Raw genomic sequence first — 20,620 nt, 5'->3', positions numbered from 1 at the left:
GATGCCAGCGCCCATCCCGCGCGCGATCGCAGCCGCTGTGCGTGTTTCCATGTCCGCCCCTTCCTTGCCCGCGCCGGGCCTTGCGCACGAGATGCGCAGCACCGGCCGCCTGGCGCTGCCGCTGGTCATCGGCCATGTCTCGGCCGGCCTGGTCGGCTTTGTCGACAACGTCATCGCCGGCCACCACGGCACCGCCACCCTGGCCGCCGTCACCACCGGCACCGCGCTGATGTGGCTGCCGCTGATGGTGCCGATCGGCACGCTGGTGGCGCTGGCCGCATCGGTGTCGCACCACGACGGCGCCGGCGAGCACGACCGCATCGGCCCGCTGTTCCGCCAGGCGCTGTGGCTGGCGGCGGGGCTGGGGCTGGCGATGTTCGCTTTCCTGAGCCTGATCCCGCATGCGCTGGCGCCGATGGGCATCGCGCCGGAGATCGTCCCGGGCGCGCGCGACTTCCTGCACGGCATCCGCTGGGGCATGCCGGCGATGGCCGCCTACCTGTGCATGCGCAACCTGAGCGAGGGCATGCACTGGACGCTGCCGACGATGGTGCTGGGCTTCGGCGGCCTGTTCCTGCTGGCGCCGCTGGGCTACGGGCTGGCCTTCGGCGCCTGGGGCCTGCCGGAACTGGGCGCCGGCGGGCTGGGCATCGCCTCGGCGGTGATGATGTGGGCGCAGGCGCTGCTGTTCCTCGCCTATCTGGCGCGCTCCAGGCGCTTCGCCCCGCTGGGGCTGTTCGCGCGTTTCGAACCGCCGCGCTGGGCGCAGATCGCCCCGCTGCTGCGCACCGGCCTGCCGATCGGGGTGACGGTGCTGATGGAGGGCGGGCTGTTCATCAGCACCGCGCTGCTGATCGCACGCCTGGGCGCGGTGCCGGCGGCGGCGCACCAGATCGCGATCAATCTCTCGGCGATCTGCTTCATGGTGCCGATGGCGCTGGCCGAGGCGACCACGGTGCGCGTGGGCCATGCGCTGGGGCGGCGCGATGCGCACGGCGTGCGCCGCGCGGTGCGTGCCGGCTACGCTATCGTGCTGGGCACGCAGACCTGTTCGGCGCTGGTGCTGGCGCTGTTCCACAACCAGATCGTGGGCATCTATACCGACGATCTGGCCGTGGCCGCGCTGGCCGGCAGCCTGCTGGTGCTGGCGGCGATCTTCCAGTTCCCCGACGGCATCCAGGTGATGTCGGCCGGCGCGCTGCGCGGGCTCAAGGACACGCGCGTGCCGATGCTGCTGGCCGCGCTGGCCTACTGGGGCGTCGGCATGCCGGCGGGCGCCACGCTGGGCCTGGGGCTGGGCTACGGTCCGCGCGGGATGTGGGTCGGCCTGACCATCGGCCTGACCGCCGCGGCGGTGATGATGGCCCTGCGCCTGCGCAGGAGCACCGCGCGCCTGGCCTGAGGGCGGGGCCGGCCGGCTGAACAGCCGTGCCGTGACGTGTGGGGCATGCCGCGGCGGCGCGGCTGCGACTAAGCTGATGCACCGTTTGTCGAACGAGCCCCCAGCGCCCATGAACCAACCCGTCCGCCGCGATCCGATCAGCCGATTCTTCATCGGCCTGTGGGACGTGATGAATTTCACCCGACGGCTGATCTTCAACCTGGTCTTCTTCGGCCTGCTGTTCCTGATCGGGGTGCTGGTGATCGTGGCCCTGGCCAAGGGCGGTGGCCCCAAGCCGCTGCAGGACCGCACCACCCTGGTGATCGCCCCGGACGCGGCGCTGGTGGAGCAGTACTCCTCCGACCCGGCCAGCCGCGCGCTGTCCAAGGCCTTCGGCCAGGCTGGCGGCGAGGTGCAGCTGCGCGACCTGCTGCGCGCGCTGGAAGTGGCCAAGACCGACCGCAGGATCGAGCGGGTCTTCGTCGATTTCGACAAGCTGAGGGCCAGCGGCTATGCCTCGCTGCGCGAGGTCGCCGCCGCGCTGGCCGACCTGCGCGCCTCGGGCAAGCAGATCCTGGCCTTCAGCGAGAACATGAGCCAGGGCCAGTACCTGCTGGCCGCGCAGGCCAACGAGGTCTATCTGGACCCGATGGGCAGCGTGGAGATCACCGGCTTGGGCCGCTACCGCCAGTACTTCCGCGAAGGCCTGCAGGACAAGCTGGGCGTGGACGTGCACCTGTTCCGCGTGGGCGAGTACAAGTCCGCCGCCGAGCCCTACATCCTGGACGCGGCCTCGCCCGACGCCAAGGAAGCCGACCTGTTCTGGATGAACGATGTGTGGGGCCGCTACCTGGCCGACGTCGGCAAGGCGCGCAAGCTCTCGCCCGAGGCGGTGAGCGCCGGGGTGACCAACCTGCCGGCCGAGGTGACCGCCACCGGCGGCGACCTGGCCAAGGTCGCCCTGCAGCAGAAGCTGGTCGACGGGCTGAAGACCTGGCAGGACGTGCAGCAACTGCTGATCGAACGCGGCGTGGCCGACGAGGACGACGCCGACAAGTCCGGCCTGGGCTTCCGCCACGTCACGCTGGAGCAGTACCTGGCGCAGCTGCCCGCCAAGCCGGCCGCGCTGGACGAGCGCCCGCAGGTGGCCGTGGTGGTGGCCTCCGGCGAGATCAGCTCCGGCGACCAGCCGGCCGGCCGCATCGGCGGGGAGAGCACCTCGGCCCTGCTGCGCACCGCGCGCGAGGACGACAAGGTCAAGGCCGTGGTGCTGCGCGTGGACTCGCCCGGCGGCGAGGTGTTCGCCTCCGAGCAGATCCGCCGCGAGGTGGTCGCGCTGCAGGCCGCCGGCAAGCCGGTGGTGGTGTCGATGGGCGACCTGGCCGCCTCGGGCGGCTACTGGATCAGCATGAACGCCGACCGCATCTATGCCGATCCTTCGACCATCAGCGGCTCGATCGGCATCTTCGGCCTGGTGCCCAACTTCACCCGTGCGCTGGGCAAGATCGGCGTGCATACCGATGGCGTGGGCACCACGCCTTTCGCCGGCGCGTTCGACCCGACCAAGCCGATGGATCCGCAGGTGAGCCAGATGATCCAGTCGGTCATCAACAAGGGCTACGCCGACTTCACCGGCCGGGTAGCCGCCGCGCGCCACAAGAGCGTCGAGCAGATCGACCAGATCGCCCGTGGCCGCGTGTGGACCGGCCAGCAGGCCATGGAACGCGGCCTGGTCGATCAGATGGGCGGGCTGAAGGACGCCATCGCCGATGCCGCCGCGCGCGCCAAGCTGGGCGCGGCCGACAAGTACCGGGTGCAGTACGTGGAGAAGGAACTGTCGCCGTTCGAGCAGTTCCTGGCCAACGCGGCCGGCAGCCCGATGGGCCAGGCGCTGGTGGGCCGTTCGGATCTCGCCCAGAGCCTGCTGCTCAAGGCCGCCCCGCACACCGCCGAGCAGCTGAAGTTCGTGCAGGACGCGCTGGAGCGCAAGCCTGGCGGCAAGCCGGTCAGCGAGCTGGCGTACTGCTTCTGCGGGTTGTGAAAGGAGGTGCCATGAAGACGACCGATTTCGACAGCCGCGACCTTGCCCAGGCCAATCACCGGATCGTGGCGGAGGGGGAATCCCTTCCCAGCGTCCGCCTCAAGGACGGCAGCCGGGTCCAGACCGGCACGGTGGGCGCGATGCTGCAGAACGTGGTGCGCTACAACGCCGGCGAGCGCGGCGAGGTCGAGCGCGAACTGGAGCTGGCGGTGCCCACGCTGATCAAGGTGGGGTTGTTCGACCTGTTCACGCCCGAGGAATGGATAGCCGGCGACAACCCCGGCCGCCGTCTGCTGGGCGAGTGGGCGCTGCAGGCACTGCAGCGCGCCGAACAGGGCTGACGCGTCACTGGCCTTCGGCGGCCTCGATCTGCTTGTCCTGCGCGTCCTTGGCCTGCTGCAGCTGGCCTTCGACGGCCTTGGCCTTGTCCAGTGGCCGGTGCAGGGCCTGGACCGCGGCGGTGCTCTGCGGCGTGGGCGGTTTGTCCGGCTGCGGCGCGGCCGGCGGGCTGCAGGCCGCGAGCGCGCCCAGGCAGGCGGCGCACAGCAAGCGAAGGCAAGGGGATGCGGACATGGCGGCTGCCTCGCGAGGGATGCGTGGCTATCCTACGCCGACGCCATCGCCGAGCGCGCCATGCCTCCTCGCTACACGCTGATCGAAGCCGTCCCAACCGTCGCGGTCTACCGCGGGCTGCGCGTCGGCGCGGGGCTGAGCGCGAAGACCGAAGAAGCCGCGGCCAAGGGGCTACCCCAGTCCTGCTTTGCCGTGCAGGTGCTGTACGAGGGCGAGCCGGTGGGCATGGGGCGCGTGATCGGCGACGGCGGCTGCTTCTACCAGGTCGTCGACATCGCCGTGCTGCCGGCGCATCAGGGGCAGGGCCTGGGTAAGCGCATCATGTCCGCGATCGCCGACTACTTGCGCCTGCAGGTGCCGGCCAGTGCCTATGTCAGTCTGATCGCCGACGGCCAGGCGCATCGGCTGTATGCGCAGTTCGGGTTCGCACCGACCGCGCCGGCGTCGATCGGCATGGCCCTGGTGCGCTGAAGGAGAACGCGATGTCCCATCCCCACCGCTGGCGCCTGGACGGACAGCTCGCCCTGGTGACCGGCGCCAGCGCCGGCATCGGCCTGGCCGCCGCGGCCGAACTGCTCTCGCTCGGCGCCGACGTGCTGCTGGTCGCACGCGACGCCGATGCGCTGGAGGCCGCGCGCGACGAGCTCACCGATGCTCATCCGGAGCGGATGATCGAGGGCTTCGCCGCCGACGTGGCCGACGACGAGGAGCGGCGTGCGCTACTGGACTGGGTCGAGGACCAGGGCGAGGGTCTGCACATCCTGGTCAATGCCGTCGGCGCCGGGGCCAACGGCAGCCTGCTGGATCTGGACGAAGCGACCTGGCGGGCGGTGTTCGAGACCGGGCTGTTCTCCGCCTTCGAGCTGTGCCGCTATGCGCAGCCGCTGCTGGCGCGGCACCCGGCCAGCAGCATCGTCAACGTCGGCGCGGCCAGCGGCCTGCGCGCGGTGCGCGGCGCCACGGTCGAAGGCATGGCCAAGGCCGCACTGCACCAGATGACGCGCAGCTTGGCGGTGGAATGGGCGCAGGACGGCATCCGCGTCAACGCGGTCGCGCCCTGGGCCATCCGCACACCCCGCACCGCCGCGCGCCTGGCCTCGTCGGCGCAGCACGAGCGCGTGCTGGCGCGCACGCCGCTGCAGCGCCTGGGCGAAGCGGAGGAGGTGGCCGGCGCGATCGCCTTCCTGTGCCTGCCGACGGCGGCCTACATCACCGGCGTCTGCCTGGACGTGGACGGCGGCTTCGGCTGCAGCGGCTTCTGACCAGCGCTCGCGAATCCCTCCGCTCGCAGCGATCTGCCCCCTCCCTTGGGAAGCAGGGGAGTTCGAAGTCGCGAGCTAGCGACTGAGGGGGAGGGGCTGGCTTTTGTTGTTGCGTTTGCGGTTGCCTGCAGCGAGAAGCAACAGCAAACGCACCCCACCCCAGCCCTCCCCTTCGCTTCGCGAAAGGGAGGGGGCAGAAGCAAAAGCCAAGACGCACTCAGGCAGAAGCTGGCGCAGGCAGTGGCCGATCAGCGCAAAAGTCAGTCGAGACAAAAGCCTGGAGTTGAGCCGGCAGGCAAACCATTCCGTTCGCGCGAATCCGCCCCCTCCCTTGCGAAGCAGGGGAGGGCTGGGGAGGGGTTGGCTTTTGCTTTTGTTGTTGCCTGCAGCAAGTAGCAACAGCAAAAGCACCCCTCCCCAGCCCTCCCCTTCGCTGCGCGAAAGGGAGGGGGCAAAGGCGCTAGGCGGGCTTTTTGCGGGCGCGGCTGCGCGAGGGTTTGGAGGGCTTGGCGCCGCTGGGGAGGCGGGGGGCGTCGGCCTCGGGGTCGGTGCCGCCCTGCAGCTGGGCCATCCACGACAGCGCGTCGACGTAGCCGAGGAAGTGCTGCAGATAGCCAGGCGCGGTGTCGTGCATCAGCGTCAGGGCGCGGTGCACCAGCAGGTGCGAGTTGAGCGGTCCCGAATCTTCCGGCGCCGGCTCCAGCGACTGGCGCAGCTGGCGCGCGGTGCGCACCTCTTCCCACAGGCGCTGGAACTCGTCCAGCGCCGGCAGCTGCGGATAGGACGCCGCGGCAGGCCGCATTGCCCCTGTGGCCTCACGCGCGGTGTGGGCGTGCCCCTGGGACTGGCCTGGCTGGCGACGGTGGTGATCCTGCGCGGACGTCGGGCCGGAAGGCGCAACCGGAGCAGGAGCGGCATGCGCCTCGTCGCGCGCGTCGAATCGCTGCTGCGCGCCGGCATGCAAGGCATCGAGCAGTTCGGCCAGCGGGCTGGCAACGCTCACGGCCTGGCGGGACGTTCTGCGCTTGCGCGCCCGGGCCTGCTCGACGCGCGTGCGGTACTCGGCCAGCAGCGCAGCCAGGCGCGCTTCCAGCAATGCGCGGGTCGCGCCGGTCTGCGCCTGGGTGCGCGCGGCCAGGGCGTCGAGCAGGGCGAAGCGCACCGGGTCGATGCGGTCGGCGCCCTGCGCGCGCCAGCGTTCCAGTTGGCCCAGCGCCGCCTGCACGTCAGGGTGTCGCGGCGGTCTTGGACGGGCGCGGCATCGGCGCGATCTCCACGCGGCGGTTGCGCGCGCGGCCCTCGGCGTCGTCGTTGGAGGCGACCGGCTGTTCGGAGCCGAACGCGGCGGCGAAGATGGAGGACGCCGGCACGCCTTCGGCGATCAGCGTGCGCGTCACCGTCAGCGCGCGCTGCGCGGAGAGTTCCCAGTTGTCGGCGTAGTGCAGGTTGTCGTCGTGGATCGGGCGGTCGTCGGTGAAGCCGCTGACCATCAGCACCTCGTCGCGCGCGTGCAGGTACTGACGCAGCGGTGCGGCCAGGCTGTGCAGTACCTCGCGCCCCTCCGGCTGCAGCTGGTCGGAGTTGAGCGCGAACAGCACGTTGCCGCGGATGCCGATGCGGCCATCGACGAGGGTCACCCGGCCGGCCGCCAGGGGACCGGCCAGCGCCTGCTCCAGCGCCTGGCGCCGGTGCGCCTCCTCGTCCAGCTTGCTCGACAGCTGCAGCTGCACGGCGATCACGCCGACCAGGATCAGCACGAAGGCGCCCAGCAGCACCGACATCAGATCGCCGAACGCCGCCCACACCGGCGTGCCGGCGCCTTCGTCCAGCTCGATCTCCCCACTCATGCCGCCGCGCTCTTGGCGTCGCCCAGCTGGCGCAGGTCCTCGATGATCTGGCGCTGCGAGAGCAGGCTCAGGTCGATCACTTCGCGCGCTTGGGCCACGTAATAGGCCAGCTGCTCATCGCTGCGCGCCAGCGACTTGTCCAGCGCCTGTTCGATGCCATGCAGGCGCTCGGTCAGTTCCGCGTTGGCCTGGCCGAACTGGGCCACCGCCGCGCCGAAGGCATCGCCCAGGCTGGCCACTTCGGTGGCGCTGGCGCCGACCTGCGCGGCGGCCTGCTCCAGCTTGCCGGTCTGCGCCTCGACGTGGTCGGTGAAGCGCGTGCCGACGCGTTCCAGCAGCTGCGCCGAGGTGGAGACCAGGGCGTCGATCGCGCCGCGCTGCTCGGTGGAGGCGTGGTTGACCGCGTCCAGCAGCGTGTCCAGCGTGGACATCAGCTGGTTGCGTTCGGCCAGCAGCTCGGTGTCGCGCACCATGGAATCGGAGAGCTTCTGGCGCAGTTCGGCGATGACCTCGGCCGCCGCGCGCGGCGCCTCGGCGGCGGCATCGACCAGGCGCGTGATCTGGGCGATGGTCTCCTGCGCATGCGTCTGCGCCTGGCCGGTGATCGCCTCGGCGGTCTGCGCCAGCGTGTCGCAGATGGCCTGCTGGCGCTGCGCGGTCTCGGCGCCGGCCTGTCGCCATTCCTCGCGCAGGGCCTGATGGGTCGAGGCGAGCGCCTCGGACCAGGCGGCCAGGCGCTGCCCGTCCTGGGCGGCTAGCGCGTCCTGCAGCGCGCTGTGCGAGCGGGTCAGCGTCTGCGCCACGGTGGCGGTGTGCTGGTCGAACGCCGCGGCCGCCTCGCGCAGCTGCTGCGCGTGCTGCTCGGCCTGCTGGGCCAGGGCCTCGCGCAGCTGCTGCTGGGTGTCCTCCGCGCTGCGCGCCACGGCGCCGGCGTGCGTGTCGAAGGTGCTGGCCGCCTGCGCGCTATGCCGGGCGAACGCGGCGCTGGCCGCCTCCAGCTGCACGCCGCCGCGTTCGGCCTGGGCGGTCAGCGTGTCGTGCAGCTGCGCCTGCGCCTGGCGGGCGTGGTCCAGCAGCGCGGCGGCGTGGGTCTGGAACGCGGCCCCGGCCTGCTCCAGCGCCTGCGCGTGCTGCGCGGCCTGGGCTGCGTGCAGCTCGCGCTGCTGGGCCAGGGCCTGGGTCCACTGCGTGTCGAGCTGCTGCGCGGTGCCGTCCAGGCGCGCGCCGATGGCCTCCACCGTGCGCGTGGCGTGCGTGGACAGCGCCTGGCCGGCGCCGTCCAACGCCTGCTGCAGGGCCTCGACCTGCGCGGCGTGCGCCTGGCGCTGCGCATCAAGCGCGGCGGTCCAGCTGTCGCGGGCCGCGCTGGTGGCGCCGGCGAAGCCCTTGTCCAGCGCGTCGAGCTGCTGCTGCACCGCCTCGCGCACGCTGGCCTGCAGCGTCTGCGCGTCGCGCGCCAGGCCGGTGAGGGTGCGTTCGACCACCGGCTGCAGCGCGGCGTTCACCGCCTGCGCGCTGTCGGCGACGCTGGCGGCCAGCGCGCGGGCCAGCACCTCGCTCAGCTGCACGTGCGCCGCCTCGGTCCGGGCATGCAGGACCTCGTGGCGTTCGACCAGCTGCGCGTGGGTGGCGCTGCTGTGGGTCTGGATGGTCTGCATCAGCGCGCCGAGCTGCTCGATCAGCTGCGGCATCAGCGCGGTCTGCGCCTGCTGCAGGCGGAAGGCCTCCTCCTGCCGATGCGCGCGCGAGTGCGGATGCAGCGTGGTGGCGATGGCCGCATCCAGCCGCTGCACGGCCTCCAGGCGCTCGCGCCGGCATAGCGCCGAGAGCAGGCCCAGCATCGCCGAGGTGGCCACGCCGGCGATCGAGGTGCCGAAGGCGAAGCCCAGGCCCTTCACCGGCGCGGCCAGCGAGCCGCGCATGGCCTGCAGGTCGATCGCGCTCTCCAGCGCCAGGCCGGTGCCGCGCAGCGTGGCCATCATGCCCAGCAGCGTGCCGAGCATGCCCAGCAGCACCAGCAGGCCGGTCAGGTACGGCGTCAGCGTCGGCGCCGGCAGGGCCACGCGCGCGCCTTCGATGCGCAGGCGCACCGGCTGGCGCAGGCTGGGGGCGAGCCGTTCCAGCCAGGCCGCCACACCCGAGGCCGCGGTGGGGTCCTCGGCCAGGGTCAGCTCCAGCGTGCGCGTGGCCTGGCGGTAGCGGTAGAGCTCGATCGCGCCGGCGATGTAACAGGCGGCGATCACCAGCGACACGGCCACGCCCAGCGCGTTGTTGCCGAGGTAGCCGGCGCCGACCCAGGCCACAGCGAGCAGGCCCAGGAGGAAGACGATCAGGTTCAGGACGGTTCTTGGCATGAAGGCATCAACGAAGGCGCGAGCGCCGCGAGCAGCGCATCGATCGGTTGGAAGCGCAGGTCCAGCTCGGCCAGCAGCGCGCGCTGCATGTCCTGGGCGAAGGTCTGCAGCCAGGCAGGCATCTGCGCGGCGTCGGTTGGGGGGGCGCTGGCCGGGACGGCGTCGGCCTCGGCCGGACGCAGGCGCAGGAAGTGCTGTTCCAGCAGCGCCGGGACCGCGGCCAGCGCGGTCTGCTCGCGCGGGCTCAGGGTCGATTCCATCACCGCGTCGACCTCGGCCAGCCGCGCCAGCGCCGCCGGGCCGTGGCCGAGCATGTCGCGCAGGCGGCCGCGCAGCAGGCCGGTGGTGGCCAGCATGGCGCGCTGGTGGGCCAGGTAGCGTTGGCGGAACACGGCGAAGTCCACGGCCAGGTCCAGGCTTGTGCCTTCGCCGGCGGCCTTGTCCAGGCGCCGCTGGATGGCCGCGGCCAGCTCGCGGTCCTCGCGGATCGCCGCGGCCAGGGCGGCGCGCTGGGCGTGGCAGGCGTCGGCTTCGGCGGCGTCGAAGCGCGGGCCGTCGGCGGCCGGCGGCGGCGCGCCGTCCAGCGCCCGCGACAGGGCGACCGCGCGGTTCCAGTCCACCCACTGCGCCAGCCGCTCGGGCAGCGCCGGCGGCGGGGCCGGCACGGCGACCTGGCCCAGCCGCGCGAGCAGGCGCACAAAGGCCGGGCCGGGGACAGGCCCGTGTTGTCGGGGTTTGGCCATGGAGGGGCGCGGTGGGCGCACTGAAAAAGACGACGATTTTACACGGCCGGCCCGGCGGACCCGGACGGGCCCGCCTGGGAGGTGCCGGCGCACCGGGGAGGCGCGCCGGCAAGGCCTCATGGCCGCCGCGGCCTGTGCGCACCCTGCTGGACTCGCACAGCCGGGGGTCTTGGCCGCACTGGAGATGGGCAGGCGCTGATTCGAGCCAGCCCGCGCCAGCCTGCACTCCATCGCAATGACAGCTGTCACTGGAGGGCGTGCCGGCGCACGCGCACGATGGCGCCGCCCCTTTCGGAGAACACGCCCATGTCCGCATCGCTTCGCGCCGGTCGCTACGGCATCGACGCGCCCTATGCCCCGCTCGGGATGCTCGCAGGCGCCCTGGCCTGTGCGGCCGTCGCGGTGTTCGTGGCGCCGCAGTGGTGGGTGAGCGCCATCATCCTGACGCTGATGGCGGGGCTGTATCTGCACACCACGCGGCGCGGGAAGTTCCTGGTCTGGCAGCGCCTGCTGGCCGCGCAGCCGTGGCGCGGCGACGAGCGGGTGCTGGACCTGGGCTGCGGCCGCGGCATGGTGCTGCTGGAGGTCGCGCGCCACCTGCCGCGCGGGCGCGCGGTCGGCGTGGACATCTGGAGCAGCAAGGACCAGTCGGGCAACGCCATGGCGGCCGCGCTGGCCAATGCCGAGGCCGAGGGCGTGGCCGCGCGCGTGGAGTTGCACACCGCCGACATGCGCCACCTGCCGTTCGCCGATGCCAGCTTCGATGCGGTGGTCTCCAATGTGGCCATCCACAACATCGCCAGGCGCGAGGGCCGCGCGCAGGCCATCGACGAGGCCTGGCGCGTGCTGCGCCCCGGCGGCGTGCTGCTGCTGGCCGACATCAACAAGACCGACGAGTACGTGGCCAGGCTCGCCACCCACGGCGTGACCGCCACGCGCCGCAGCCTGGGCTGGCGCATGTGGTGGGGCGGTCCGTGGGTGCCGACCCGTGTGGTCGAGGTGCGCAAGCCTGCTGCGGTGCGCGTGCTGGGCTGAGCGCGATCGGCGTGGAGTCGGCGCCTCCTGCGCCGCATGCGCCGGCCAAGGCGGCCCTGGCCGCCTGCATGCGCGTGCCGCTCCTCCGCCTGAATGCCATGGTCCGCCATAGGACTGGCGAGATACCGCAGCCGCGCCTGTAGAGCGGAGCTTGCTCCGCTGGGGCTTTCCCACGAACTGAACGGAAGGCAGCGGAGCAAGCTCCGCTCTACAAGGAGGGCGCGGCGTGATCGGAAGAGACGGGGGCTCTCACCAAGGTGACAGACTTGGCCAGCTTGACCACGTTCAGTCGGCGCGCAATGCGGTGGTATCCGCGAGGTGGCGATGCGGATCCAGGCGGGTGACGAAGACCTGCTCGACGCACCATTCGCCCTTGTATTCGTCTTCGCGCCGGTGCGAGGGCGTCATGCCCGCCCGCTGCAGCAGCGCCAGGCACGGCAGGTTGCGCAGGTCGCTGGCGGCTTGGACCTCCACAAGGGAGGGCAGGCCGGCCAGCCGCGTCAGCAGCCCGCGGACGCAGGCCGTGCCATGGCCCTGTCCCTGCGCGTCCGGCGTGATGCTCAGCCCGAACTCGGCCTGCGTGGCATCGGCCGACAGCCACACTCCGACATCGCCGATCAGCGCGTCGTCCTGCGCGCGCGCAAGCGCCAGCTGCCGCCAGCCATCGGGCACCAGGGCGTCGTGTCCGGCCTGCTCGCGCAGGAAGGCCTCGCAGGCCGGGCGGTCCATCGGCGGCCAGCCCTGGAAGCGGGCCACCGCCGGATCGCGGCGATAGGCGTGGAAGGCGTCCAGATCGTCCAGGCGCAGCGCGCGCAGGCGCAGCCCGGCGAAGCTGTAGGGAAACAGGTCGAAAGTGTGCATGGTCTGTGGGCGCGGGCGCTCAGCGCGGCCCGGTCAGCTTGATCTCGAACAGCTTGGGCCAGCGCTTGCCGGTGACGAAGATGCGGTCGCCCTGCGCGTCGTAGGCGATGCCGTTGGGCACGTCGTCGTTCGGGTCGGGCAGCTTGCGGTAATCGAACAGGCCCTTGAGGTCGACCCAGCCCACCACCGCGCCGGTGGCCGGATCGATGCGCGCGATGCGATCGGTCATCCACACATTGGCCCATAGCTGGCCCTTGATCCATTCCAGCTCGTTGACGCGCTGCAGCGGCTTTCCCTCGACGGTTACGGTGATGCTGCCGGTCGGCTGCAAGGTGTCCGGATCGAGCACGCGGATGACCGGCGTGCCGTCGCTCATGTACAGGTGCGTCTCATCGCGGGTCAGCGCCCAGCCTTCGCCCGGATAGCGGAAGCTGCCGACGATGTCCAAGGTCGCCAGGTCGCGGATCGCGCCCACGCCGCTGCGCCAGGTCAGCTGCAGCAGCTTGCCGTCGTGCGCGACGATGCCCTCGCCGAAGTATTGCGGCGGCAGTGCCGCCTCCTGCAGCACCTTGCCGGTGGCCAGCTCCACCTTGCGCACCACCGACTCGCCCAGCTCGCCGGTGCTCTCGTACAGCACGCCATCCAGGTAGAACAGCCCCTCGGTGAAGGCCTGCGTGTCGTGCGGATACGTCTTGACCGCCTTGACGCCATACACCGGCACCCGCGCGCAGGCGGGCAGGGTGAACAGCGCCAGCAGCAGCGCGAGAGCCGGGCGCAGGGGGGGGGCGGACATGCACTGCATCGGAGCGACGGTCGAGGAGCGAGGCGGCAGCTTAGCCCAGCGCAGGCGGTTGACGAGCGCTTTCAACGCATCCGGACGCCGCCCTTCAGCCGCGCTAACGCGCCGCGCCCGATGCGCTCAGCGCCTGAGCGTGGGCGAACAGCAGCTTGAGGATCGCCACATACGCCTTCTCGGTGTCCTGGCCGGCGGTGTTGGTGAAGAACACGATGCCGGTCCGCAGATCGGGCGTGGCCAGCATCTCGGTCTTCAGGCCGGGGTCGCTGCCGCCGTGGCCCACGTACCGGGTGTTGAACTTGGTCTGCCAGAACAGGCCGGAGTTCTTCTCGGCGATGTCGACATTGGCCGGCTTGTGCTCGGCCGTGAACTGCAGGCGCAGCATTTCATCCACCGAGGACGGCTTCAGGATGCGCGCACCGTTGGCCTGGCCGCCGCTGAGCAGGGCGATGAAGAACTTGGACAGGTCGTCGACCGAGGTGCGCAGTCCGCCATCGGGCCAGGTCGTGCCGGTGTAGGGCTGCAACGCGACGGCGATGCCGTCCTGCGACAGGTACAGCGTGGCGCCCTCGCGCAGATCGCGCGGCTGGAGACGCCAGTGGGTGCTGTCCATGCCGAGCGGGCGGAAGATGCGGTCCTCGGTGTAGCGATCCAGCGGCTGGCCGGTGGTGCGCTCGATGATGTAGCCGGCCAGCCCGGCGCCGATGTTGGAGTAGTCGCGCTCGGTCCCGGGCGCGGAGGCGTTGTAGTTCTCCGGGCTGTAGTCGGCCCCGCCCGGCACGAAGTAGCCGCGCAGAAAGTCGCCCAGCGGCTGCGGCGCATTGCGGCCGAAGTGGTAGCTCGCGGCGTACACGTCCCAGCGATCGGTGATGCTGGAGGTGTGCGTGGCGATCTGGCGCAGCGTGATCGGGATGTCGGGATGACGCGGGTTGCGCACCTGGAACGGCAGGTAGCCATCGATGTCCGCGTCGACGTCGAGCTTGCCTTCCTCCAGCGCGCGCATCATCGCCGCGCCCACGACGGTCTTGCTGATGGACGCGATGTTCATGACGGTCGCGGTGGTGAACGGACGTCCGCTCTCGCGGTCGGCCAGCCCGTAGGCACCGCGCCAGGCCACCTTGCCGTCCACGATGACCGCGGCCCCCACGCCGACCAGCCCGCCTTCGCGCATCTGCTGCCTGATCGCCGCATCGACCGAGGCCGCCTGGGCGGCAGGTTCGGCGCTGCGCTCGTCGGCGCGCGCTTCGGCCAGACACAGCGGGCCGCCAGCGAGCGACACGGTCAGCAGCGTGAGCAGCGTCTTGCGCAAGTACATGCGGAACCCCCTGTTGGAGCCGCGAGCGTCTCAGCCACGGCATCGCCGCCGCGTCTGCCGGAAGTCACTTCCGCGGGCATCCTGACCGATCCGTCAGCAGTGCGCCGCCCGTGCCCCACGGCGCACGCTCGGGCGGCCACCCTTCAGCGCGCCACCGCACCCAGCTGCGGCAGCGCGGGGAAGGCGCGCTGCAGGCAGTCGCTCCATTCGCAGGTGCGGCAGCCCGGGCCGATGGGCACGGCCGATTCGGGGCGGATGTCGATGCCGCGGGCGTAGACCAGGCGCTCGGCGTGGCGCAGGTCGCAGCCCACCGTGACGGCGAAGGTCTTGCGCGGCTGGCCGTAGCCGACCGGGCCGGTGCTGACCTGTCGGGCCAGCCAGAAGTGGCGTCGGCCATCGGGCAGGCGGGTGACCTGGGTCAGCACGCGTCCGGGCTGGTTGAAGGCCTCGTACACGATCCAGAGCGGGCAGGAGCCGCCGACCTGGGAGAAGTGGAAATCGGTGGACGAATGGCGCTTGGACACGTTGCCGGCGCGGTCCACGCGCATGAAGAAGATCGGCAGGCCCGGCGCGCCCTCGCGCTGCAGCGTGGACAGGCGATGGCACACCGCCTCGAAGCCCACGCCGAAGCGGTGCGCCAGCCATTCGATGTCGTAGCGGCTCTGCTCGGCGCTGCGCAGGAACTCGCCGTAGGGCATCACCAGCGCGCCGGCGAAGTAGTTGGACAGGCCGATGCGCGCCAGCGCAATGCGCTCGGCGTCGTCGAAACCGGCGCGCGCGGTCAGCGCGGCGATCAGGCCCGGGTGTTCCAGCAGCACCAGTTCGGCGGCCATCTGGAAGGCCTGCTGGCCCGGGCGCAGGTAGTCGGGCAGATGCAGCACGCGCGCGGCCGTGTCCAGGCGGCGCTTGATCTGGCCGCCGCCGTGGACCTCGGCCAGCACGCCGTGGCGGTCGGCCAGGCGCTGGCGCAGGCGCGGCGCGGTGTGGCCGGGCACCAGGCCCAGTTCGTCGAACAGGCCCTCGGCCAGCGTGTCCAGCTCGGGGATGTGGTTGCGCAGGCGGTTGAAATAGTCGCGCACCTGGTCGCCGGGCGGCAGCAAGGCCGGCGCGCCGGAGGTCGCATCGCCGATCTGCAGTTCCAGCGCCGCGGCGCGCTCGCGCAGGGCGCGATGCTCGCGATGCAGGTCCAGCAGCGCATGGGCGACCTGGGGCAGGTTGCCCGCCAGGGCGCGCAACTCGGCCGTGGTCACGCCGGGCCGGTCCAGCGCGACCAGGGTCTCGTGCAGCGGGTCGATCAGCGCGGCCGGGTCGTCGGCGTCGAACAGGCCGGCGGTGTCCTGCAGGACCTGGCGCAGGCGCTGCTGCACGGCGGGGGTCAGCGGGCGCTTGTTGCGCTCGATCTGGTTGAGATAGCTGGGCGAGAGGCCCAGCGCCTGGGCCAGCTGGGCCTGGGACAGGCCGTGGCGCTGGCGCAGGCGCTGCAGGCGCAGGCCGAGCTCGAGGCGGCGGTGGGGGCTCATCTTCGCAATCTTCGCAGAAATCCGGCCGGTCATTGGCCGGATTAAGCAGAATTGGGGCTGAAATCTGCCCCGATCTTGCGAAAGATGCGAATCCTGTCATTCGCCATCGCCCCAAGGGCCGCCCATGAACGCTGAACTGCCGCGCGTGTCTCTGCTGATCGACGGTGCCTTCGTCGAATCGCGCACCTCCACCTGGAAGGACATCGTCAACCCGGCCACGCAGGAAGTGCTCGGGCAGGTGCCCTTCGCCACCGTGGACGAGGTGGACCGCGCCGTGGCCGCCGCCAAGGAGGCCTTCAAGACCTGGCGCAAGACGCCCATCGGCACCCGCGCGCGCATCTTCCTCAAGTACCAGCAGCTGATCCGCGAGCACATGGGCGAGTTGGCGGCGATCCTCACCGCCGAGCAGGGCAAGACCCTGCCCGATGCCGAGGGCGACGTGTTCCGCGGCCTGGAGGTGGTCGAACACGCCGCGGCCATCGGCAACCTGCAGCTGGGCGAGCTGGCCAACAACGTGGCCAACGGCGTGGACACCTACACGCTCATGCAGCCGCTCGGCGTGTGCGCCGGCATCACCCCGTTCAACTTCCCGGCGATGATCCCGCTGTGGATGTTCCCGATGGCCATCGCCACCGGCAACACCTTCATCCTCAAGCCCTCCGAGCAGGACCCGATGGTGACCATGCGCCTGGTCGAACTGGCGCTGGAGGCGGGCATCCCCAAGGGCGTGCTCAACGTCGTCCACGGCGGCGAGGAGGTGGTCAACGCCATCTGCGATCACCCCGACATCAAGGCGGTGTCCTTCGTCGGCTCGACCAGGGTCGGCACGCATGTCTACAACCGCGCCTCGCTGGCCGGCAAGCGCGTGCAGTGCATGATGGGCGCCAAGAACCACGCCGTCGTCCTGCCCGATGCCAACAAGGAGCAGACGCTCAATGCGATGGCCGGCGCGGCGTTCGGCGCGGCCGGCCAGCGCTGCATGGCCGCCTCGACGATGGTGGTGGTGGGCGCGGCGCGCGACTGGATCCCCGATCTGGTCGAGAAGGCCAAGACGCTGAAAGTGGGCCCGGGCAACGCCAGCGGCGTGGACGTCGGCCCGCTGATCTCCACCACCGCGTGCTCGCGCGTGGAGGCGCTGATCGAATCGGGCATCGCCCAGGGCGCCAAGCTCGAACTGGACGGCCGCAAGCCGCAGGTCGAGGGCCACGCGCAGGGCAACTTCGTCGGCCCGACCATCTTCTCCGGCGTCAAGCCGGGCATGCGCATCTACGACGAGGAGATCTTCGGGCCGGTGCTGGTGATTGTGGAGGTCGACACGCTCGATGAGGCCATCGCCTTCGTCAACGCCAACCCCAACGGCAACGGCACCGCGCTGTTCACCCAGTCCGGCGCGGCCGCGCGCCGGTTCCAGGAAGACATCGACGTGGGCCAGGTCGGCATCAACGTGCCGATCCCGGTGCCGGTGCCGCTGTTCTCCTTCACCGGTTCGCGCGCCTCCAAGCTGGGCGACCTGGGTCCGTACGGCAAGCAGGTGGTGCTGTTCTACACCCAGACCAAGACGGTGACCGCGCGCTGGTTCGACGACGACACGCTCAGCCATGGCGTCAACACCACGATCAGTCTCAAGTGAGCCTTCGCACAAGGGCGATGCCATGAACGCAGTGATGAAACTCCCGCACGACGCGGCCGAACTCACCGAGGAGCAGCAGGCCTTCCGCGAGGCCGCGCGCGACTTCGCCGACAAGGAATTCGCCCCGCACGCCGCCCACTGGGACGCCGAATGCATCTTCCCGCGCGAGGCCATCGCCAAGGCCGGCCAGCTGGGCTTCTGCGGGCTGTACTCGCCCGAGGCCGTCGGCGGGCTGGGACTGTCGCGGCTGGATGCGGCGGTGGTGTTCGAGGAGCTGGCCAGCGTCGATCCCTCGACCGCCGCCTTCATCACCATCCACAACATGGCCACCTGGCTGATCGCCGGCAACGCCACGCCGGCCGTGCGCGATGCCTGGTGCCCGGGGCTGGTCGCCGGCGAGAAGCTGGCCTCGTATTGCTTGACCGAACCGGGCGCGGGCTCGGATGCGGCCTCGCTCAAGACCCGCGCCGTGCGCGAGGGCGACCACTACGTGCTCGACGGCGCCAAGGCCTTCATCTCCGGTGCCGGCGCCACCGACGTGCTGGTGGTGATGGCGCGCACCGGCGAGCCCGGCGCGCGCGGCATCAGCGCCTTCGTCGTGCCGGCCGATGCGGAGGGCATCAGCTACGGCCGCAAGGAAGAGAAGATGGGCTGGAACAGCCAGCCCACGCGCGGCATCACCTTCCAGGGCGTGCGCGTGCCGGCCGCCAACCTGCTGGGCCAGGAGGGCGACGGCTTCCGCCTGGCGATGAAGGCGCTGGACGGTGGGCGCATCAACATCGCCGCGTGCTCGCTGGGCGCGGCCCAGGGCGCGCTGGATGCGGCGCGCCGCTATCTGGGCGAGCGCAGCCAGTTCGGCAAGAAGCTGAGCGAGTTCCAGGCGCTGCAGTTCAAGCTGGCCGACATGGCCACCGAACTAGTCGCCGCGCGCCAGATGGTCCACACCGCCGCGCGCAAGCTCGACGCCGACGCGCCGGACAAGACCGTGTGGTGCGCGATGGCCAAGCGCTTCGCCACCGATGCGGGCTTCTCGGTCTGCAACGATGCGCTGCAGCTGCACGGCGGCTACGGCTACATCCGCGAGTACCCGGTCGAGCGCCTGCTGCGCGATTGCCGCGTGCACCAGATCCTGGAGGGCACCAACGAGATCATGCGCGTGATCATCTCGCGGCACCTGCTGAGCAGCGACGAGGCGCTGCGATGAGCTGGCGCGACACCGAGCACACCGGGCTCAAGGTCGAGGCCGAGGGCCATGTCGCCCTCGTCAGCCTGTCCAACCCGCCGGCCAATACCTGGACCGTGCACAGCCTGGCCGCGCTGCGCGACCTGGTCGGCGCGCTCAACGCCGACCGCGACATCTACGCGCTGGTGATCACCGGCGAGGGCGAGAAGTTCTTCTCGGCCGGCGCGGACCTGAAGCAGTTCGCCTCCGGCGACAAGGCGGCCGCGCGGGAGGCGGCGCGCCGCTTCGGCGAGGCCTTCGAAGCGCTGGCCGCGTTCCGGGGCGTGTCCATCGCCGCGATCAACGGCTATGCCATGGGCGGCGGGCTGGAATGCGCGCTGGCCTGCGACCTGCGCATCGCCGAGGAGCACGCGCAGCTCGCCCTCACCGAAGCGGCCGTGGGCCTGCTGCCGTGTGCGGGAGGCACACAGGCGCTGCCGCGGCTGGTCGGGGAGGGCTGGGCCAAGCGCATGATCCTGCTCGGCGAGCGCGTCGATGCGGCCACCGCGCTGCGCATCGGCCTGGTCGAAGAGGTGGTGCCGCGGGGAGAGGGCCGCGCACGTGCTCTGGACTGGGCGCGCAGCGCGGGCCGCCAGAGCCCGACCAGCGTGGCCGCGTGCAAGGCGCTGGTGCAGGCCACGCGCAGCGGCAGCTTCGCCGCGGCGCTGGTGGCCGAACGCGAGGCCTTCGTCGATCTGTTCGACACCGCCGACCAGGCCGAGGGCGTCAACGCGTTCCTTGAAAAGCGCGCGCCGCAATGGACCAACGCATGAATCCGCACGACTCGGTGGTCGAGGCGCCGGTGCTGTTCGAGACCCGCGAGGGCGCAGGCGGCAAGCGCATCGGCATCGCCACGCTCAACGCGCCCAAGACGCTCAACGGCCTGTCTTTGGAGATGACGCGCCTGCTGGACGCGCAGCTGCGCGCCTGGGCCGAGGACGCCGCCATCGCCTGCGTGGTGCTGCAGGGCGCGGGCGAGAAGGCCTTCTGCGCCGGCGGCGACCTGCACGGCCTGTACCGCAGCATGCGCGAGTACCGCGATGGCGGCGGCGAGGACATCACCTCCAACGCGTACGCGGCGGCATTCTTCGAAGAGGAATACCGCCTGGACTACTTCATCCACACCTATCCCAAGCCGCTGCTGTGCTGGGGCCATGGCATCGTGATGGGCGGCGGCATCGGCCTGATGTCGGGCGCCAGCCACCGCGTGGTCACCGAGCGCTCGCGGCTGGCCATGCCGGAGATCGGCATCGGCCTGTTCCCCGATGTCGGCGGCAGCTGGCTGCTGGCGCGCGTGCCGCGCGGGGCGGGCCTGTTCCTGGCGCTGACCGGCGCGCCGCTCAACGCCGGCGATGCGATCTACGCAGGCCTGGCCGATGTGTGCATCGACAGCGGCCGGCACGCCGCGCTGCTCGATGCGCTGGTCGCGCAGCCCTGGGACGAGGCGCCTGCGGCCAACCGCGCCGCGCTGACCAGGCTGCTGGCCGGCATGTCCATGCCGGCGCCGCCCGGGCCGCTGCAATCGCATGCCGAGCAGGTCGAGGCGCTGGTCGGCGCCGGTTCGCTGGAGCAGGTGGTGGCCGCCATCGGCGCCGCCTCCAGCGACGACGACCCGTGGCTGCAAACCGCGCAGGCCACGCTGGCCGCCGGTGCGCCGGGTTCGGCGCGCCTGGCCTGGGAACTGCAGCGCCGCGCCGCCGACCTGAGCCTGGCCGACACCTTCCGCCTGGAATGCATCGCCGCCCTGCATGTGGCCGCCCATGGCGACTTTGCCGAAGGCATCCGCGCGCTGCTGATCGACAAGGACCGCAAGCCGCGCTGGAACCCGGCCACCCTGGCCGAGGCCGACGCGCAGTGGGCGCAGGGTTTCCTCATCTCGCCCTGGCCCGCCGAGGCGCATCCGCTCGCCGACCTCGCATGAATACCCTGTAGAGCCGAGCTCGCTCGGCTGGGGCTCTACCGGGAAAGCCCCAGCCGAGCTTGCCCGGGTCCGGCTCTGTCGGGAAAGCCACAGCCGAGCGAGCTCGGCTCTACCACGCA

At 71.5% G+C, this 20,620-nt stretch carries 19 protein-coding genes; 10 read left to right on the top strand and 9 right to left on the bottom strand.

Annotation, left to right across the window (positions count from 1 at the left end; translation table 11 throughout):
• Positions 1–49: 49 nt before the first annotated feature.
• The 3 genes from MWN52_RS15650 to MWN52_RS15640 all read left to right on the top strand — a co-directional run bounded on the left by MWN52_RS15650 (position 50) and on the right by MWN52_RS15640 (position 3,763).
• The gene (locus MWN52_RS15650; protein ID WP_130524424.1) at positions 50–1,402 is read left to right on the top strand and encodes an MATE family efflux transporter; all 1,353 of its coding nucleotides are present in this window, start codon (positions 50–52) and stop codon (positions 1,400–1,402) included.
• A gap of 109 nt (positions 1,403–1,511) precedes the next feature.
• The gene (gene sppA / locus MWN52_RS15645) at positions 1,512–3,422 is read left to right on the top strand and encodes a signal peptide peptidase SppA (RefSeq protein ID WP_286575407.1); all 1,911 of its coding nucleotides are present in this window, start codon (positions 1,512–1,514) and stop codon (positions 3,420–3,422) included.
• Positions 3,423–3,433: 11 nt separating this feature from the next.
• Positions 3,434–3,763: a DUF7709 family protein gene (locus MWN52_RS15640; RefSeq protein WP_130516786.1), complete on the top strand. Its 330-nt coding sequence runs from the start codon at positions 3,434–3,436 to the stop codon at positions 3,761–3,763.
• A 4-nt stretch (positions 3,764–3,767) separates the two neighbouring features.
• Here the strand turns inward: MWN52_RS15640 and MWN52_RS15635 are convergent, their stop codons facing one another.
• Complete coding sequence (locus MWN52_RS15635) at positions 3,768–3,995, bottom strand: hypothetical protein (RefSeq protein WP_130516788.1); 228 nt, start codon at positions 3,993–3,995, stop codon at positions 3,768–3,770.
• Between the two features lie 60 nt (positions 3,996–4,055).
• Here MWN52_RS15635 and MWN52_RS15630 point away from each other — a divergent pair, with 60 nt between their 5' ends.
• Both MWN52_RS15630 and MWN52_RS15625 read left to right on the top strand, forming a co-directional pair.
• Positions 4,056–4,466: a GNAT family N-acetyltransferase gene (locus tag MWN52_RS15630; RefSeq protein WP_286575406.1), complete on the top strand. Its 411-nt coding sequence runs from the start codon at positions 4,056–4,058 to the stop codon at positions 4,464–4,466.
• A gap of 11 nt (positions 4,467–4,477) precedes the next feature.
• The gene (locus MWN52_RS15625; protein ID WP_286575404.1) at positions 4,478–5,257 is read left to right on the top strand and encodes an SDR family oxidoreductase; all 780 of its coding nucleotides are present in this window, start codon (positions 4,478–4,480) and stop codon (positions 5,255–5,257) included.
• A 460-nt stretch (positions 5,258–5,717) separates the two neighbouring features.
• Here MWN52_RS15625 and MWN52_RS15620 read toward each other — a convergent pair whose 3' ends face one another.
• Genes MWN52_RS15620 through MWN52_RS15605 form a run of 4 tightly spaced genes read right to left on the bottom strand, consistent with a single transcriptional unit; the run spans position 5,718 to position 10,201 of the window.
• Positions 5,718–6,482 (bottom strand): DUF2894 domain-containing protein, encoded by a 765-nt coding sequence (locus MWN52_RS15620; RefSeq protein WP_286575403.1) that lies wholly within the window; start codon positions 6,480–6,482, stop codon positions 5,718–5,720.
• Position 6,483: 1 nt separating this feature from the next.
• On the bottom strand, positions 6,484–7,104 hold the full coding sequence (locus MWN52_RS15615) for an OmpA family protein (protein ID WP_286575402.1): 621 nt from the start codon (positions 7,102–7,104) through the stop codon (positions 6,484–6,486).
• Positions 7,101–9,458, bottom strand: a complete 2,358-nt coding sequence (locus MWN52_RS15610) for a DUF802 domain-containing protein (RefSeq protein ID WP_286575401.1) — start codon at positions 9,456–9,458, stop codon at positions 7,101–7,103. The genes MWN52_RS15615 and MWN52_RS15610 overlap by 4 nt, the downstream gene beginning before the upstream one ends.
• Positions 9,440–10,201, bottom strand: coding sequence for a DUF3348 family protein (locus MWN52_RS15605; RefSeq protein WP_286575400.1), 762 nt, complete (start codon positions 10,199–10,201; stop codon positions 9,440–9,442). Before MWN52_RS15605 ends, MWN52_RS15610 begins: the two co-directional genes overlap by 19 nt.
• 306 nt (positions 10,202–10,507) lie before the next feature.
• Here MWN52_RS15605 and MWN52_RS15600 point away from each other — a divergent pair, with 306 nt between their 5' ends.
• On the top strand, positions 10,508–11,236 hold the full coding sequence (locus MWN52_RS15600; RefSeq protein ID WP_286575398.1) for a class I SAM-dependent methyltransferase: 729 nt from the start codon (positions 10,508–10,510) through the stop codon (positions 11,234–11,236).
• 285 nt (positions 11,237–11,521) lie between these two features.
• On the opposite strand, the gene MWN52_RS15595 is transcribed toward MWN52_RS15600, so the two are convergent.
• The 4 genes from MWN52_RS15595 to MWN52_RS15580 form a co-directional block, all read right to left on the bottom strand.
• Positions 11,522–12,097, bottom strand: coding sequence for a GNAT family N-acetyltransferase (locus MWN52_RS15595; RefSeq protein WP_286575397.1), 576 nt, complete (start codon positions 12,095–12,097; stop codon positions 11,522–11,524).
• Between the two features lie 19 nt (positions 12,098–12,116).
• Entirely contained in the window at positions 12,117–12,890 is a 774-nt protein-coding gene (locus tag MWN52_RS15590) for a glutaminyl-peptide cyclotransferase (protein WP_286575395.1), read from the bottom strand.
• A 103-nt stretch (positions 12,891–12,993) separates the two neighbouring features.
• Entirely contained in the window at positions 12,994–14,208 is a 1,215-nt protein-coding gene (locus tag MWN52_RS15585; RefSeq protein WP_286575394.1) for a serine hydrolase domain-containing protein, read from the bottom strand.
• Between the two features lie 143 nt (positions 14,209–14,351).
• Positions 14,352–15,728 (bottom strand): helix-turn-helix domain-containing protein, encoded by a 1,377-nt coding sequence (locus MWN52_RS15580; RefSeq protein WP_286575393.1) that lies wholly within the window; start codon positions 15,726–15,728, stop codon positions 14,352–14,354.
• 124 nt (positions 15,729–15,852) lie between these two features.
• Between MWN52_RS15580 and MWN52_RS15575 the strand changes: the two genes are divergently transcribed.
• Genes MWN52_RS15575 through MWN52_RS15560 form a run of 4 tightly spaced genes read left to right on the top strand, consistent with a single transcriptional unit; the run spans position 15,853 to position 20,501 of the window.
• Entirely contained in the window at positions 15,853–17,358 is a 1,506-nt protein-coding gene (locus tag MWN52_RS15575; RefSeq protein WP_286575391.1) for a CoA-acylating methylmalonate-semialdehyde dehydrogenase, read from the top strand.
• Between the two features lie 22 nt (positions 17,359–17,380).
• On the top strand, positions 17,381–18,562 hold the full coding sequence (locus MWN52_RS15570; protein WP_286575390.1) for an acyl-CoA dehydrogenase family protein: 1,182 nt from the start codon (positions 17,381–17,383) through the stop codon (positions 18,560–18,562).
• Complete coding sequence (locus tag MWN52_RS15565; RefSeq protein ID WP_286575389.1) at positions 18,559–19,353, top strand: enoyl-CoA hydratase; 795 nt, start codon at positions 18,559–18,561, stop codon at positions 19,351–19,353. The genes MWN52_RS15570 and MWN52_RS15565 overlap by 4 nt, the downstream gene beginning before the upstream one ends.
• Entirely contained in the window at positions 19,350–20,501 is a 1,152-nt protein-coding gene (locus MWN52_RS15560) for an enoyl-CoA hydratase/isomerase family protein (RefSeq protein WP_286575388.1), read from the top strand. Before MWN52_RS15565 ends, MWN52_RS15560 begins: the two co-directional genes overlap by 4 nt.
• Positions 20,502–20,620: the final 119 nt, after the last annotated feature.

The sequence above is a fragment of the Pseudoxanthomonas winnipegensis genome, from assembly GCF_030322905.1.
Classification (GTDB): domain Bacteria; phylum Pseudomonadota; class Gammaproteobacteria; order Xanthomonadales; family Xanthomonadaceae; genus Pseudoxanthomonas_A; species Pseudoxanthomonas_A winnipegensis.
The sequence above is the reverse complement of the archived record's forward strand: the minus strand, read 5'-3'. Positions and strand labels throughout refer to the sequence as shown.

Bases quoted from the DNA above. Each gene is read 5' to 3' on its own strand.
- MWN52_RS15650 (WP_130524424.1), top strand. From the start codon at position 50: ATGTCCGCCCCTTCCTTGCCCGCGCCGGGCCTTGCGCACGAGATGCGC.
- sppA (WP_286575407.1), top strand. From the start codon at position 1,512: ATGAACCAACCCGTCCGCCGCGATCCGATCAGCCGATTCTTCATCGGC.
- MWN52_RS15640 (WP_130516786.1), top strand. From the start codon at position 3,434: ATGAAGACGACCGATTTCGACAGCCGCGACCTTGCCCAGGCCAATCAC.
- MWN52_RS15635 (WP_130516788.1), bottom strand. From the start codon at position 3,995: ATGTCCGCATCCCCTTGCCTTCGCTTGCTGTGCGCCGCCTGCCTGGGC.
- MWN52_RS15630 (WP_286575406.1), top strand. From the start codon at position 4,056: ATGCCTCCTCGCTACACGCTGATCGAAGCCGTCCCAACCGTCGCGGTC.
- MWN52_RS15625 (WP_286575404.1), top strand. From the start codon at position 4,478: ATGTCCCATCCCCACCGCTGGCGCCTGGACGGACAGCTCGCCCTGGTG.
- MWN52_RS15615 (WP_286575402.1), bottom strand. From the start codon at position 7,104: ATGAGTGGGGAGATCGAGCTGGACGAAGGCGCCGGCACGCCGGTGTGG.
- MWN52_RS15610 (WP_286575401.1), bottom strand. From the start codon at position 9,458: ATGCCAAGAACCGTCCTGAACCTGATCGTCTTCCTCCTGGGCCTGCTC.
- MWN52_RS15605 (WP_286575400.1), bottom strand. From the start codon at position 10,201: ATGGCCAAACCCCGACAACACGGGCCTGTCCCCGGCCCGGCCTTTGTG.
- MWN52_RS15600 (WP_286575398.1), top strand. From the start codon at position 10,508: ATGTCCGCATCGCTTCGCGCCGGTCGCTACGGCATCGACGCGCCCTAT.
- MWN52_RS15595 (WP_286575397.1), bottom strand. From the start codon at position 12,097: ATGCACACTTTCGACCTGTTTCCCTACAGCTTCGCCGGGCTGCGCCTG.
- MWN52_RS15590 (WP_286575395.1), bottom strand. From the start codon at position 12,890: ATGTCCGCCCCCCCCCTGCGCCCGGCTCTCGCGCTGCTGCTGGCGCTG.
- MWN52_RS15585 (WP_286575394.1), bottom strand. From the start codon at position 14,208: ATGTACTTGCGCAAGACGCTGCTCACGCTGCTGACCGTGTCGCTCGCT.
- MWN52_RS15580 (WP_286575393.1), bottom strand. From the start codon at position 15,728: ATGAGCCCCCACCGCCGCCTCGAGCTCGGCCTGCGCCTGCAGCGCCTG.
- MWN52_RS15575 (WP_286575391.1), top strand. From the start codon at position 15,853: ATGAACGCTGAACTGCCGCGCGTGTCTCTGCTGATCGACGGTGCCTTC.
- MWN52_RS15570 (WP_286575390.1), top strand. From the start codon at position 17,381: ATGAACGCAGTGATGAAACTCCCGCACGACGCGGCCGAACTCACCGAG.
- MWN52_RS15565 (WP_286575389.1), top strand. From the start codon at position 18,559: ATGAGCTGGCGCGACACCGAGCACACCGGGCTCAAGGTCGAGGCCGAG.
- MWN52_RS15560 (WP_286575388.1), top strand. From the start codon at position 19,350: ATGAATCCGCACGACTCGGTGGTCGAGGCGCCGGTGCTGTTCGAGACC.